This window comes from Pedococcus bigeumensis (assembly GCF_006438965.1).
Classification (GTDB): domain Bacteria; phylum Actinomycetota; class Actinomycetes; order Actinomycetales; family Dermatophilaceae; genus Pedococcus; species Pedococcus bigeumensis_A.
Genome location: NZ_RCZM01000005.1, coordinates 224,033 through 237,656, shown reverse-complemented (window position 1 = coordinate 237,656; position 13,624 = coordinate 224,033). Strand labels below are relative to the sequence as shown.

Sequence of the window (13,624 nt, the reverse complement as noted above, 5' to 3'; positions counted from 1 at the left end):
CCATGCAGCGACGAATCCGCTGCACATGGGGTCAGAACAGAGGTTGAACCATGAGCACAGGGCGCAAGCTCGTCATCGTCGAGTCGCCGGCCAAGGCGAAGACGATCGGCGGCTACCTGGGCAAGGACTGGGACGTGGAGGCGTCGGTCGGTCACATCCGCGACATCCCCACCCCGTCCGAGATGCCCGCCGATATGAAGAAGGGCCCGTTCGGCCGCTTCGGCGTGGACGTCGACAACGGCTTCGAGGCCTACTACGTCGTCGACTCCGACAAGAAGAAGAAGGTCTCCGAGCTCAAGCGGCTGCTCAAGGGTGCCGACGAGCTCTACCTCGCCACTGATGAGGACCGCGAGGGCGAGGCCATCGCCTGGCACCTCCTCGAGGTCCTCCAGCCCAAGGTCCCGGTCAAGCGGATGGTCTTCCACGAGATCACCAAGGAAGCCATCCAGCGGGCCGCCAACACCACCCGCGACCTCGACGTCGCGATGGTGGACGCCCAGGAGACCCGACGCATCCTCGACCGCCTCTACGGTTACGAGGTCAGCCCGGTCCTGTGGCGCAAGGTCAAGGCCGGCCTGTCCGCTGGTCGGGTGCAGTCCGTCGCGACCCGCATGGTGGTCGAGCGAGAGCGCGACCGGATGGCCTTCGTCCGCGCGTCCTACTGGGACGTGGAGGGCGACTTCACCCCGGACGGTGCGGCCAACCAGTTCGGTGCCCGGCTCAGTGCGGTCGACGGTGCACGGGTGGCCACCGGCCGCGACTTCGCCGACGACGGGACGCTCAAGGCCAAGGGTGTCGTCCACCTCGACGAGGAGATCGCGAACTCCATTGCCGCACAGGTGATCTCGGCCCAGGTCAAGGTCACCAGCGTCCAGGAGAAGCCCTACACCCGGCGGCCGTCCGCCCCGTTCACGACGAGCACCCTCCAGCAGGAGGCCTCGCGCAAGCTGCGGCTGTCGTCCAAGAACGCCATGCGCGTCGCCCAGCGGCTCTACGAGAACGGCTACATCACCTACATGCGCACCGACAGCACCACGCTGTCGGAGGCCGCCCTCACCGCGGCACGCCAACAGGCACGGGACCTGTATGGCGCCGAGTACGTCCCCGACGCACCTCGCCGCTACGAGAAGAAGGTCAAGAACGCGCAGGAGGCGCACGAGGCCATCCGTCCCGCGGGTGACCGGTTCCGCACTCCCGCCCAGGTCGCCGGCGAGCTCCGCGGCGACGAGTTCGCCCTCTACGAGCTGATCTGGAAGCGCACCGTCGCCTCCCAGATGGCCGACGCCCGCGGGTCGACCGCGACGGTCAAGCTCGGTGGCACGCTCGAGGACGGCCGGGTCGTGGAGTTCAGCGCCTCGGGCACCGTCATCACCTTCCGCGGCTTCCTCGCGGCCTACGAAGAGGGCCGGGACGAGGAGCAGATCAGCAAGGCCCAGGAGGCCGACGAGGAGCGACGCCTGCCGCGGCTCAGCGAGGGCGTCGGGATCACCACGCTGCGCGCCGAGGCCGACGGCCACGAGACGTCTCCGCCCCCGCGCTACACCGAGGCCACCCTCGTCAAGGCCATGGAGGAGAAGGGGATCGGCCGCCCGTCGACCTACGCCTCGACGGTGGGCACCATCCAGGACCGCGGCTACGTCAACACGCGCGGCAACGCCCTCATCCCGACCTGGCTCGCCTTCGCGGTGACCCGGTTGCTCGAGGAGCACTTCGCCGAGCTGGTGGACTACGACTTCACCGCCTCGATGGAGGAGGACCTCGACCGCATCGCCGGGGGGGACGAGCAGCGGGCCCGCTGGCTGCACCGGTTCTACTTCGGTGGGGACGGCCTGGGTGTCCCTGCCGTTGGCGGAACCGGCGGCGGACTCGTCGGCGGCTCCGGCCAGGGCCTCAAGCACCTGGTCGAGGACCTCGGCGAGATCGACGCCCGCGCCATCTCCACCATCGAGATCGGCGAGGGCATCGTCGTCCGGGTCGGGCGCTACGGCCCGTACGTCGAGGAGACCGTCCCGCGCGGTGTCGACCTGTCCACCGGCGAGATGACCGACGATGCTGCCGTCACCCCGCGGCGCGCCACCATCAACGACGACATCGCACCCGACGAGATGACCCCGGCCCGGGCGCGTGCGCTGCTCGACCAGTCGGCCGACGACGGCAAGGTGCTCGGCCAGGACCCCGTCAATGGCCGCGACATCGTCGCCAAGGCCGGTCGCTACGGCCCCTACGTCACTGAGGTCCTCGACGAGGAGACGGCGGCGCTGAAGGGCAAGGCCAAGGTGAAGCCGCGCACGGCCAGCCTGTTCAAGGACATGGACCTCGCGACCCTGGACCTCGACACGGCCCTCAAGCTGCTCAGCCTGCCCCGGGTCGTCGGCGTCTCCAAGGAGGAGGACGGCACCGAGGTCGAGATCACGGCGCAGAATGGTCGCTACGGCCCCTACCTCAAGAAGGACACCGATTCCCGCTCGCTGACCACCGAGCAGCAGCTCTTCGACATCACCCTCGAGGAGGCCCTGGCGATCTACGCCCAGCCCAAGCAGCGCGGCCGCGCGTCGAGCGCCCCGCTCAAGGAGCTCGGCAACGACCCGGTGTCCGGCAAGCCGATGGTGGTCAAGGACGGCCGCTTCGGTCCCTATGTCACCGACGGCGAGACCAACTCGACGCTGCGCAAGGGCGACGAGCCCGAGTCGATCACCCCTGAGCGGGGTGCCGAGCTGCTCGCCGAGAAGCGCGCCAAGGGTCCCACCACCCGCAAGCGGGCTGCCAAGAAGACGACCAAGAAAACCGCCACCAAGAAGGCGGCGACCAAGAAGACCGCTGCCAAGAAGTCAGTGGCCAAGAAGGCGTAGGTACCCATGCCGATCGAGCCGACCACCGCCCGCCAGCTGGACCACCGGCTCGCCCGCGAGCAGTCCGACCACCGCCTGCCGTCCGTCGCGGCCGGCCTGGTCCGGGGCGGCGAGCTGGTCTGGTCCGGCGCCGTGGGCACCCTGTCGGGTCGCTCCGACGGTGAGGCCGCCACCACGGACACGCAGTACCGCATCGGCTCGATCACCAAGACCTTCGTCGGTGTCGAGGTGATGCGGCTGCGCGACGAGGGTCGGTTCGAGCTCAACGACGCGGTCAGCAGCCACCTCGACGAGACGGCGGACACCGACTTCGGTGCGGTGACCATCGCGCAGCTGCTCTCGCACACCTCGGGCCTGCAGGCCGAGACGTCGGGACCCTGGTGGGAGCGGACTCCCGGCGGCAGCTGGTCGGACCTGCTGGCCAGCCGACCGGCGCTGCGGTTCCGTCCGGGTGCGCGGTTCCACTACTCCAACATCGGGTATGCCGTCCTCGGCGAGCTCGTGGGTCGGTTCCGTGGCGTGCCGTGGGATCAGGCTGTCCGCACGAGTCTTCTTGAGCCGCTGGGGATGTCGCGCACCTCGACCCGTCCCGTCGCACGCTCCGCACCTGGTTGGGGCGTCCACCCGCTGGCCGACCTGCTGCACGTCGAACCCGAGCACGACGCCGGGGCGATGGCTCCGGCAGGGCAGCTGTGGTCCACGGTGGAGGACCTCTCGCGGTGGGCAACCTTCCTGGCCGGCGACACGGCAGACCTGCTCAGCGCCGACACCCTCGACGAGATGTGCCAGCCCATCGCCGTCAACGACAACCCCGCTCAGGCGTGGACGGGAGCGCACGGGCTGGGCTGGCAGGTCTGGAACCTCGACGGCGTCCGGTATGCCGGTCACGGCGGTTCGATGCCCGGCTTCCTGGCTGGGCTGCGGGTCAACCGGGTCACCGGTGACGGCTGCGTGGCCTTCGCGAACGCCACCTCGGGGATGGCGCTCGGCAACGACCTGCTGGACCTGCTGGCCTCCGCCGAACCCCTGCCCGTCACGCCGTGGTCCGCGGACGCGGGACAGGCGAGCGGGCTGGACCTGGTCGGCGACTGGTACTGGGGGACCACGGCATACGACCTGCGCCTTGCGTCGGACGGACACCTCGTCATCGGCGAGCCGGGCGCAAACCGCGGCTCGCGGTTCCGGCCCACCGAGACCGGCTGGGTGGGGCTGGACGGCTACCACGAGGGCGAACCGCTCGTCGTCGTCCTGGGCGCCGACGGGCGGCCGAGCCACCTCGACCTCGGCTCCTTCCGGTTCAGCCGGACGCCCTACGACCCGGCCGCGGACATCCCCGGCGACATCCACCCCGACCGCTGGCACTGACGCGGCACACCCCCTCGAAGCCCGTTCTGTTGGAAGGGGAACTTCCGGATATCCGGAAGTTCCCCTTCCAACAGAAGCAGCGGAGGCGGGGCGGCTGACCTGCGGCAACCGCGCGAAAACGTGCCAAACCGTGACAACCCCCTGATGTGTGCTGAGGACATGTTCTGTCAGGGTTGTGTGGCGAACCCGGCCATATCAGGCACCCCTGCGCCGTCCTAGGGTTCTGCAGAACGCGACGGCCCCATCCGTCGCACCGAGCCGCACGAGGAGGTGCCGGTTGCCCAGCGACGCCCGCCCGGACGCATCAGGAGCCCTGCTCCAGACCCGAGCGCTCACCAAGGAGTTCCGCGGCTTCCGGGCCGTCTCCGACGTCGGCCTCAGCGTCGCCGAAGGCACCGTCCACGCGCTCGTCGGGCCCAACGGCGCCGGCAAGACCACGCTGTTCAACCTGCTCACCGGTTTCCTCGCGCCGACCTCCGGCCAGATCCTGTTCCGCGGCGAGGACATCACCGGTCGCCAGCCCGAGCAGATCGCCCACCTCGGGATCGCCCGGTCGTTCCAGATCACCAGCCTCTTCGACCAGATGAGCGCCGTCGACCACGTCGAGCTGGCCCTCGCGTCGCCCACCGGGCTCGGCTACCGGTTCTGGCGGTCGTCCACCCAGATGCGCCAGTTCCGCGACCGGGCCATGGACCTGCTCGGCCAGGTCGGCCTGGCCGACCGCTCCGGGGCAGCGGCCGGCTCGCTGGCCTACGGCCAGAAGCGCGCGCTCGAGCTCGCCCTCGCCCTGGCCCTCGACCCCCAGCTCCTGCTCCTCGACGAGCCGACGGCCGGGATGGGCCTCGAGGACGTCGACCGGACCATCGCCCTCGTGAAGCAGGTCGCCGAGGGACGCACCGTCGTCTTCGTCGACCACAACATGCACGTCGTGGGGTCGCTGGCGGACACCGTGACCGTGCTGCAGTCCGGTCAGGTGCTCGCGGAGGGCAGCTACGACCAGGTGCGCAACGACGAGCGCGTCATCACCGCCTACCTCGGACAGGCAGGGTGACCCCGGTGGCTGGTGAGGTGCTCGAGGTTGCCGGGCTGTCCGCCTGGTACGGCGAGGCGCGCGTGCTGGACGACGTCGACCTGCGGGTCGCGCCCGGCGAGGTCGTCACGCTCGTGGGCCGCAACGGCGCTGGCAAGACCACCTTGCTGCGCTCGGTGATGGGCCTGCACCGCCAGGTCAGGGGAACCGTGACCTGGGCGGGCCAAGACCTCGGCAAGATGTCCGCCGACAGGCGGGCCAAGTCCGGTATCGGCTGGGTGCCTGACGACCGGGGCATCTACGCGACCTTGTCGGTCCAGGAGAACCTCCTGCTGCCCCCGGTCACGAGCAAGGCCGACGCCTGGAGCCTCGAGCAGGTCTACGAGCAGTTCCCGGTGCTGCACGAGCGACGCGACTTCCCCGGCACCAAGCTCTCCGGCGGTGAGCAGCAGATGCTGGCCATCGCCCGGGTGCTTCGCACCGGGTCGCGGCTGCTCCTGCTCGACGAGCCGTCCGAGGGCCTCGCGCCGGTGATCGTCCAGCAGATCGGCGACATCATCCGCCAGATCAAGGACCAGGGCATCTCCGTGCTGCTCGTCGAGCAGAACGTCAAGTTCGCCTCCACCGTCGCCGACCGGCACTACCTGCTGGCCCAGGGGCGGGTCGTGGAGTCGCTCGACAACGACTCGTTCCAGTCCCGCACCTCCGAGCTCCTCGAGTACCTCGGCATGTAGCACCACCCGCTCCACCACCACCTCGACCAGACCCGCAACACCCCAGGAGGGGAACATGCAGCGCACCAAGACCAGACAGACCATGGCCTTCATGGCCACCGCTGTCACCGGCAGCCTCGTGCTCGCCGCCTGTGGCGGGGCCGGCGGCCCCAGCTCAGGCGGCGGCAAGATCAGTGACGACAAGGTCGTCATCGGGCTGCTCAACGACCAGTCCGGCGTCTACAAGGACCTGTCCGGCCCCAACTCCAAGGTCGCGATCCAGATGGCGATCGACGACTACAAGGCCAAGTACGGCGACAAGGCCGTCGCCAAGGACATCGAGATCGTCTCGGCGGACCACCAGAACAAGCCCGACGTGGCCAACACCAAGGCCCAGGAGATGTACGACCGCGACAAGGCCGACATCATCCTCGACGTGCCGACCTCGTCGGCCGCGCTCGCCGTCGCGACGCAGGCCAAGGCCAAGAAGAAGCTGTTCATCGACATCGGCGCCGGCACCACCGCGCTCACCGGCAAGTCCTGCAACAAGTACACCTTCCACTGGGCCTACGACACCTACATGCTCGCCTCGGGCGCCGGCGCCGCCCTGGTCGAGGGTGGCGGCAAGAACTGGTCGATCGTCTACCCCGACTACGCGTTCGGTCAGGACATGACCAAGTCGTTCAGCGCCGCCGTCGAGCGCGCCGGTGGCACCGTCCAGCAGAAGATCGCCACGCCGTTCCCGAACGAGAACTTCTCGACCTTCATCACCAAGGCCGGCTCCTCCAAGCCCGACGTCATCGGGATCATGGCCGCCGGTGGAGACCTCGTGAACTTCGTCAAGCAGTACAACCAGGCAGGGATGGCCGACCAGGCCAAGCTCGCCGTCGGCCTGATGTTCATCACCGACATCCACAGCCTCGGTGTCGACCAGTTCAAGGGCACCACGTTCACCGACGCGTGGTACTGGAACTTCGACGCCCAGAACAAGGCGTGGGCCGACAAGTTCAAGGCCAAGACCAACACCCGCCCTTCGTTCGCCCACGCGGGCAACTACTCGGCCGCGTTCAACTACCTCGAGGCCATCCAGGCGTCCGGTACCGACAACTCCGACGCCGTCGTGAAGCAGCTCGAGGGCAAGAAGATCAACGACATGTTCCTGCGCAACGGCGAGGTCCGTGCGGCCGACCACAACGTCATCCACGACGTCTACCAGGTCAAGGTCAAGAGCAAGGACCAGGTCAAGGAGGACTGGGACTACGAAGAGGTCGTCAAGACCATCCCCGCCTCCGACGCCTACGGCCCGGCCTCGCCCGACTGCAAGATGTGACCGTAGTTCACCAAGGCTGAGAGGTATGCCGCCCGCGCGCCTGGGCGGGCGGCATACCTCCTCTGAGCCGCACCGAAGCCCTACGCACCGACCACGGGAAGACGCCATGACCGCCTTCATCCAGTACACGCTCCAGGGCCTGGCCCTGGGCGGTTTCTACGCGCTGGCCGCGCTGGGACTGGCCGTGATCTTCGGTGTCCTCGGGGTCGTGAACTTCAGCCACGGTGCCTGCTTCATGCTCGGCGCCGTGGGCGCGGCCGTCCTGCTCGACTCCACGGGGCTGGGCTTCTGGTGGGCGCTGCCGATCATGACCATCGCGATGTTCCTGTTCGGTGTGCTGATGGAACGGCTGCTGGTCCAGTGGCTGCTCCGGCTCGACCCGCTCTACAACTTCCTGCTGACCTTCGGCCTGACGCTGCTGCTGGTTGACGTGGTCAAGCGCAAGTACGGCGTCTCCGGACTGCCCTACCCGCTGCCGGCCGGTCTGCAGGGCCGGTTCACGATGGGGTCGGTCTCGCTGTCGACCTACCAGGTGTTCGCGGCGGTCTTCTCGATCGTCGTCTGCCTCGCCGTCTGGCTGGTCCTTACCAAGACCCGGGTGGGCATGATCGTCCGTGCTTCGACCGAGGACGCAGAACGGTCGCGAGCCCTCGGCATCAACGTGAGCCGTTGGGTGACACCGGTTTTCGGCTTCGGCATCGCTCTTGCCGGACTCGCCGGGGTGCTGCGCGCGCCGACCGGTTCGGTCAACGCCGACATGGGCAGCTTCTTCATCATCATCCTGTTCGCCGTCGTCGTGATCGGCGGTCTGGGTTCGATCCTGGGCGCCGTCGTGGCCGGGTTCCTGGTGGGTCTCGTGGAGGCCTACGGCCAGGGGTATGCCGGCCGGTTCAGCCAGGTCTTCATCTTCATGCTCATGGCGCTGGTGGTACTTGTCCGGCCCTCGGGTCTGTTCGGCCGTGAGGAGGCTGCGTCTTGAGCTCCCTGACAGCGAAGCGAGCACACGAGCGAGGTACGAGCGAGGCGCGGAGCAAGCGCGGAAGGGAGCAATCCACATGAGTTCGCAACTGGAGCACAAGGTGGACGTCGAGCTGCCTGCCGCGCCCGTCACCGTGGCACAGCGTCCGGTGGTCCGCTGGGTGATGCTGGCCGTCGGGCTGGTGGTGACCCTGGCGCTCCCGTGGTTCGTCTACCCGCCGGTGGCGATGGACATCGCGGCCTGGGCGCTGTTTGCGATCTCGGTCGACCTGCTGCTGGGCTACACCGGGCTGCTGTCCTTCGGGCATGCCGCCTTCTGGGGCACGTCGGCTTACACGACCGGGCTCATCGCCAGCAACCTGGGCCTGCCCTTCCCCGTCGCCATCCTCGGGGGCGCGATCGTTGCGATGCTGCTGGCGGTGCCGATCGGCTACCTGTCGGTCAAGCGCACCGGCATCTACTTCGCGATGGTGACCCTGGCGTTCGCGCAGATGGTCTACTTCATCGCCAACCAGTGGCGCTCGGTGACCGGCGGCGAGAACGGCCTCCAGGGGATCCCCAAGAACCTCGGCCCGCTGACCGACACGATCAACGCGGACTCGTTCTACTTCTACTACGCGGCGCTGCCGATCATCTTGCTCGGTGTCTTCATCGCCTGGCGCACGGTGAACAGCCCGTTCGGTCGGGTGCTCGTCGCGATCCGGGACAACCCCGCCCGGGCCAGGGCGCTCGGGTACGACGTGGAGCGGTACAAGATCATGGCGTTCGTGCTGTCGGCCGGGCTCGCGGGTCTGGCTGGCGGGGTGTTCTCCATCAGCCACGGGTTCGCCTCGCTGCAGGAGCTGATCTGGACCACGTCGGGCAAGGTCGTGCTCATCACGGTCCTCGGCGGCATCGGCACGCTCTGGGGCGCCGTGGTCGGCGCCGCGCTGGTGGTCACCCTCGAGGACCAGCTCGCGTCGTCAGGGTTCAACGGGATCGGCATCGTGACCGGTGCGATCTTCGTGGTCATCGTGCTGGCCTTCCGGCACGGCATCTGGGGCACCGCTCGCAACGGCCTCAACGCGTGGCTCCGCAAGCGCCGGCACGCCCGCGACGTTTGACGCACTGACCCGCCGCGGCCAATCCCATCGCCATCGCCGACGTGTTGCCGCGAGATGGTCATCGAGGCGCGGGAATCGGCATCGGTGACCACCGCAGAGCAACAGGTCGCCAACAGCTCGACATGTTGCCGCGAGGTGGTCATCGAGGCGCCAGGTTCCGCGTCGGTGACCACCACAGAGCAACAAGTCCCTCATGCTGCGACTTGTTGCCGCGAGATGGTCATCGAGGCGCGGCAAACGGCACCGGTGACCACTTCAGAGCAACAGGTCCGCAAGGGAGCAACACGTCGTTCAGCAGCGCCCAAGGTCAGGACGTGCGGTCGACGAGCTCGGCCACGCCGTCGAGGATGGTGCGCAGCCCGAAGTCGAGCTCGGTCTCGAAGAAGTCCTCGTCGTCGTCCATCATCGCCTCGCGAGCAGCGGCCACGATCCGGGGGAAGCGGACCGGGTCGACGAGCTGGGCGAGGTTCTGCGGGTAGTCGTCGCCGCCGTCCTGTGACTCGCCGGTCTCGCTGATGAAGCCCAGCTGGAGGGACTGCCGGATGTGGTGCTGGACGTAGCCGTCGACGAGCAGCATCGACGAGAGCTGTTGCTGTGACGTCAGTTTCGTGCCGGCGAAGGCCTGCAGCCCGCACTCGGTCCAAGCCGTGGCGTTCGGCGTCGCAGGTGGCTCGGTGAGGGGGATGAGCACCGACCAGGGGTGAGCAAGACGGACGGCGGCGATCGCGCGCGCCCAGCGCTCGAGCCGGCCGCGCCAGCCGCCCCGTGCGGTGACCGACATGTCCGGCGGGCCGTAGGCGATGTCGAGCATCACGGCATACAGCTCGTCCTTGGAGTCGACGTAGCGGTAGAGGGACATCGTGGTCAGGCCCAGGGCCTGCGCCACAGCCTTCATCGAGACCGCGCCGAGGCCCTCGCGATCGGCGAGCGCGACGGCTGCCTCGCCGATCTCCTGGATGGAGCGACCCGGCTTGGGCCCACGACGCCCGGGCGCCTCCACGCCCCACATCAGCTGCAGGTAGCGCGCCACCTCCAGCGGCGGGCGGGTCGGCTCGGTCTGCGGGTCGGTCACGAGGGAAGTCTAGGGGACTTCCCGAGAAACTGCTTGCATCGCAGACAATTCTGCCCTACCTTCCGTGTATCAGTTAAACACTATGCAACATACACAGATAGGAGACGGCTGATGCCGACCCCACCCACTGCCGGACGACGCGAGTGGACCGCCCTCGCCGTCCTCTGCCTGCCCCTGCTCGTCGCGTCGATGGACGTGTCGGTGCTCTTCTTCGCGGTCCCGTTCATCGCCCGGGACCTCGACCCGTCGGCAACGCAGATGTTGTGGATCTTCGACATCTATGGCTTCGTCCTGGCCGGGCTGCTGCTCACCATGGGCTCGATCGGGGACCGGATCGGTCGGCGCCGGCTGCTGCTGATCGGAGCTGCCACCTTCTCCGCGGCCTCGCTCGTCGCGGCCTACAGCACCAGCGCCGCGATGCTCATCGGCGCCCGTGCTCTGCTCGGAGTGGGCGGCGCCACCCTCATGCCGAGCACCCTCGCCCTCATCCGCAACCTGTTCCACGACGAGCGCGACCGGGGCAAGGCGATCGCGGTGTGGAGCGCCGTGATGTCCGGTGGCGTCGGCCTCGGCCCGGTGCTGGGTGGGGTGCTGCTCGAGCACTTCTGGTGGGGTTCGGTCTTCCTCATCAACGTGCCGGTGATGGCGCTGCTCCTCGTCGCCGGACCGGTGCTGCTTCCCGAGTTCCGCGCGACCGAGCGACGCCCCTTCGACCTGTGGAGCGCCGTCGTCTCGCTGGCCGCGGTGCTGCCGTTCATCTACGGGGTCAAGTCCACCGCCACCGACGGGTGGTCCGTGCTTGCGACCGCGATGGGGGTATGCGGTGTGGTCCTGGGAGCTGTCTTCGTCCGCCGCCAGCGCGCCACGGCGCACCCGATGGTTGACCCGGCCCTGTTTCGGGACCGGCGCGTGGGGGGCGCCGTCGTCGTCAACGTCGTGGGAATGTTCGGCGTGATGGGCAACGCGATCGTCATGACGCAGTACCTCCAGTCGGTGCTGGGCATGAGCCCACTTCGGGCGGCCCTGTGGGGTCTCGCACCGTCGGTCGCCGTCGGTGCGGCTGCCCCCGTGGCTGCAACCTTGTCCGCAAAACTGGGACGGGCCCGGGTCATGGCCAGCGGGTTCGCAGTCGCCGCAACGGGATTCATGATCCTCGCCACGGTCCACAACGGGAGCCCGTTGGCGGTCGTCCTGGTCGGAGCCGGGGTCGTGGCGTGCGGCACCGTCGCGATCCTGACCCTCGTCACGGACTACGTCCTGGGGGTGGCCCCGCCCGAGCGGGCGGGCGCAGTGAGCGGCCTGTTCGAGACCACCAGCGAGTTCGGCGGGGCGCTCGGCATCGCCATCCTCGGCAGCGTCCTGGCCGCCGGCTACCGCAGCCGTGTCGACGACCTGCTCCCGGCCGGGCTCCCCGGAGCCGCGCACGCGGCCGCGCACGACAGCCTCGCGGGCGCTGTCGTGGCGGCCACCCAGGTGCCCGGGCAGCCAGGTGAGGCGATCCTGCAGGCCAGCCGTACGGCATACCTGTCCGGGATGCGGGTGACCGAGATCGTCGCCGCAGTCACGATGCTCGCCATGGCCCTCGTCACGGGTCACCTCCTCAGGGGTGGCGAGCCCACCTCGCTGCCGGTCCCGGAGAAGGAACTTGACCCTCACGCGCCGTGAGGCGTCACAGTGGTCCCATGACCGAGAGGACACAGACCCTGCTTACCGTGGGGCAGGTGGCCGAGCGGCTCGAGATCACGGTGCGAACGCTGCACCACTACGACGAGATCGAGCTGCTGCAGCCGAGCGAGCGATCGCCGGCCGGCTACCGGCTCTACACCGAGGCCGACCTCACGCGCCTGCAGCACGTGGTGGTCTACCGCCGCCTCGGGTTCGCCCTGGAGGAGATCGCACTCCTGCTGGACCACCCCGAGAGCGTCGGGCAGCACCTGCGTCGTCAACGCGCAGCGGTCCAGCACCGGCTCGACGAGATGCGCGACCTCGTCACGGCCATCGACCGAGCACTGGAGAGAGAGATGAACGACGAACACGCCACCACCGAGGACATGAAGGAGCTCTTCGGAGAAGGCTTCGAGGACGCCCAGGCCGAGGCGGAGCAACGGTGGGGGGACAGCGACGCGTGGCAGCAGTCGCAACGGCGCACCAAGGGCTACACGAAGGCCGACTGGGAGCAGGTGAAGGCCGAGAGCGACGCCCTCCACAAGGGGTTCACCGACGCCATGGATGCCGGTGAGCCACCCACGAGCGACGCCGCGATGGATGCGGCCGAGGCGCACCGGCTCAACATCAACGAGCGGTTCTACGACTGCCCGCCGCAGTTCCACCGCAACCTCGCCGACATGTACGTCAGCGACCCGCGGTTCACGGCGACGTACGACGAGATCCGCCCGGGGATGGCGCACTACGTCCGTGACGCGATCCACGCGAACGCGGACCGCCAGGAGCGGCAGGGGGGCTGACCACAAGGAAGGTGGCCAGCGGGGCTGTCGGAGCGATCCGGCGGCCCCGCTGGCTACCCTCTGACGATGAGTCCTTCGGCCGTCGACTTCGGTGCCGTGCCGTGGCCGGTGCGCACCCGCCGGACCTCGCTGCGGCCAGTCCGCCCGGACGACCGAGAGGCGGTGCACGCCCACCGAGGGCTCGACGAGGTCGCGACCTACCTGAGCCGTGGGCCGCTCGATCTCGACGAGGTCGCCGAACGGATCGCCAGCGACCTGGCACGCGCCCGACCGGGGCACCCCGAGCCGCTCCTCGGGCTGGTCATCGAGGTCGACGGCGCCGTGGTGGGGGACGCGATGGTGCGCCTCGAGCCCGATGGTCCCGACGGCTGGGCTGCCTTCCTCGGCTACACGATCCATCCGGGCCTGGCGGGGAGCGGACTCGCGACCGAGGTGGCCGAGGCCTTGGTGCGGCTGTGCTTCGCGTACCTCGACGTCGCCGTGGTCAAGGCCGACGTCTTCGTGCCGCACCGCGCGTCGCAGCGGGTGCTCGAGAAGGCCGGCCTGCGCCGGGTCGCGGAGAAGCCCGCCGGCAGCGACGGTGACGGACACCCCCGGATGGACGACTACGTGTATGCCGTGACGGCGGCCGAGTGGGCTGCGTCGGCGCCCGGGGACGGCGGCCGGTCGCCCGGGTGAGGTACTACGACCATCGCCCAATATCGCGCGGCCATGACCCG

The 13,624-nt window shown here is 68.9% G+C and carries 11 protein-coding genes; 10 read left to right on the top strand and 1 reads right to left on the bottom strand.

What is annotated here, in order from left to right; genetic code table 11:
* Positions 1-50: 50 nt before the first annotated feature.
* From topA to EAH86_RS15235, 7 genes are all read left to right on the top strand, one after another.
* Positions 51-2,849 (top strand): type I DNA topoisomerase, encoded by a 2,799-nt coding sequence (gene topA, locus EAH86_RS15265; protein ID WP_140742255.1) that lies wholly within the window; start codon positions 51-53, stop codon positions 2,847-2,849.
* 6 nt (positions 2,850-2,855) lie between these two features.
* A complete protein-coding gene (locus EAH86_RS15260) occupies positions 2,856-4,214 on the top strand; it encodes a serine hydrolase domain-containing protein (protein WP_140742254.1) in 1,359 nt (452 codons plus the stop codon).
* A 277-nt stretch (positions 4,215-4,491) separates the two neighbouring features.
* Entirely contained in the window at positions 4,492-5,265 is a 774-nt protein-coding gene (locus EAH86_RS15255; protein ID WP_241668394.1) for an ABC transporter ATP-binding protein, read from the top strand.
* 5 nt (positions 5,266-5,270) lie between these two features.
* A complete protein-coding gene (locus tag EAH86_RS15250; RefSeq protein ID WP_206665848.1) occupies positions 5,271-5,978 on the top strand; it encodes an ABC transporter ATP-binding protein in 708 nt (235 codons plus the stop codon).
* Positions 5,979-6,033: 55 nt separating this feature from the next.
* On the top strand, positions 6,034-7,287 hold the full coding sequence (locus EAH86_RS15245) for an ABC transporter substrate-binding protein (RefSeq protein WP_140742252.1): 1,254 nt from the start codon (positions 6,034-6,036) through the stop codon (positions 7,285-7,287).
* Between the two features lie 106 nt (positions 7,288-7,393).
* Positions 7,394-8,266: a branched-chain amino acid ABC transporter permease gene (locus tag EAH86_RS15240; RefSeq protein WP_140742250.1), complete on the top strand. Its 873-nt coding sequence runs from the start codon at positions 7,394-7,396 to the stop codon at positions 8,264-8,266.
* A gap of 76 nt (positions 8,267-8,342) precedes the next feature.
* Positions 8,343-9,368: a branched-chain amino acid ABC transporter permease gene (locus EAH86_RS15235; RefSeq protein WP_140742248.1), complete on the top strand. Its 1,026-nt coding sequence runs from the start codon at positions 8,343-8,345 to the stop codon at positions 9,366-9,368.
* Between the two features lie 307 nt (positions 9,369-9,675).
* On the opposite strand, the gene EAH86_RS15230 is transcribed toward EAH86_RS15235, so the two are convergent.
* The gene (locus EAH86_RS15230) at positions 9,676-10,440 is read right to left on the bottom strand and encodes a TetR/AcrR family transcriptional regulator (RefSeq protein ID WP_206665847.1); all 765 of its coding nucleotides are present in this window, start codon (positions 10,438-10,440) and stop codon (positions 9,676-9,678) included.
* Between the two features lie 111 nt (positions 10,441-10,551).
* Between EAH86_RS15230 and EAH86_RS15225 the strand changes: the two genes are divergently transcribed.
* The 3 genes from EAH86_RS15225 to EAH86_RS15215 all read left to right on the top strand — a co-directional run bounded on the left by EAH86_RS15225 (position 10,552) and on the right by EAH86_RS15215 (position 13,583).
* Complete coding sequence (locus EAH86_RS15225; RefSeq protein ID WP_140742246.1) at positions 10,552-12,105, top strand: MFS transporter; 1,554 nt, start codon at positions 10,552-10,554, stop codon at positions 12,103-12,105.
* 17 nt (positions 12,106-12,122) lie between these two features.
* Positions 12,123-12,905, top strand: coding sequence for a MerR family transcriptional regulator (locus EAH86_RS15220; protein WP_140742244.1), 783 nt, complete (start codon positions 12,123-12,125; stop codon positions 12,903-12,905).
* Between the two features lie 66 nt (positions 12,906-12,971).
* Positions 12,972-13,583: a GNAT family N-acetyltransferase gene (locus EAH86_RS15215; protein WP_140742242.1), complete on the top strand. Its 612-nt coding sequence runs from the start codon at positions 12,972-12,974 to the stop codon at positions 13,581-13,583.
* The last annotated feature ends 41 nt before the right edge of the window (positions 13,584-13,624 follow it).

What these genes read in the sequence shown, in the direction of transcription:
- topA (WP_140742255.1), top strand. Translation starts at nt 51, where the DNA reads ATGAGCACAGGGCGCAAGCTCGTCATCGTCGAGTCGCCGGCCAAGGCG.
- EAH86_RS15260 (WP_140742254.1), top strand. Translation starts at nt 2,856, where the DNA reads ATGCCGATCGAGCCGACCACCGCCCGCCAGCTGGACCACCGGCTCGCC.
- EAH86_RS15245 (WP_140742252.1), top strand. Translation starts at nt 6,034, where the DNA reads ATGCAGCGCACCAAGACCAGACAGACCATGGCCTTCATGGCCACCGCT.
- EAH86_RS15240 (WP_140742250.1), top strand. Translation starts at nt 7,394, where the DNA reads ATGACCGCCTTCATCCAGTACACGCTCCAGGGCCTGGCCCTGGGCGGT.
- EAH86_RS15235 (WP_140742248.1), top strand. Translation starts at nt 8,343, where the DNA reads ATGAGTTCGCAACTGGAGCACAAGGTGGACGTCGAGCTGCCTGCCGCG.
- EAH86_RS15225 (WP_140742246.1), top strand. Translation starts at nt 10,552, where the DNA reads ATGCCGACCCCACCCACTGCCGGACGACGCGAGTGGACCGCCCTCGCC.
- EAH86_RS15220 (WP_140742244.1), top strand. Translation starts at nt 12,123, where the DNA reads ATGACCGAGAGGACACAGACCCTGCTTACCGTGGGGCAGGTGGCCGAG.
- EAH86_RS15215 (WP_140742242.1), top strand. Translation starts at nt 12,972, where the DNA reads ATGAGTCCTTCGGCCGTCGACTTCGGTGCCGTGCCGTGGCCGGTGCGC.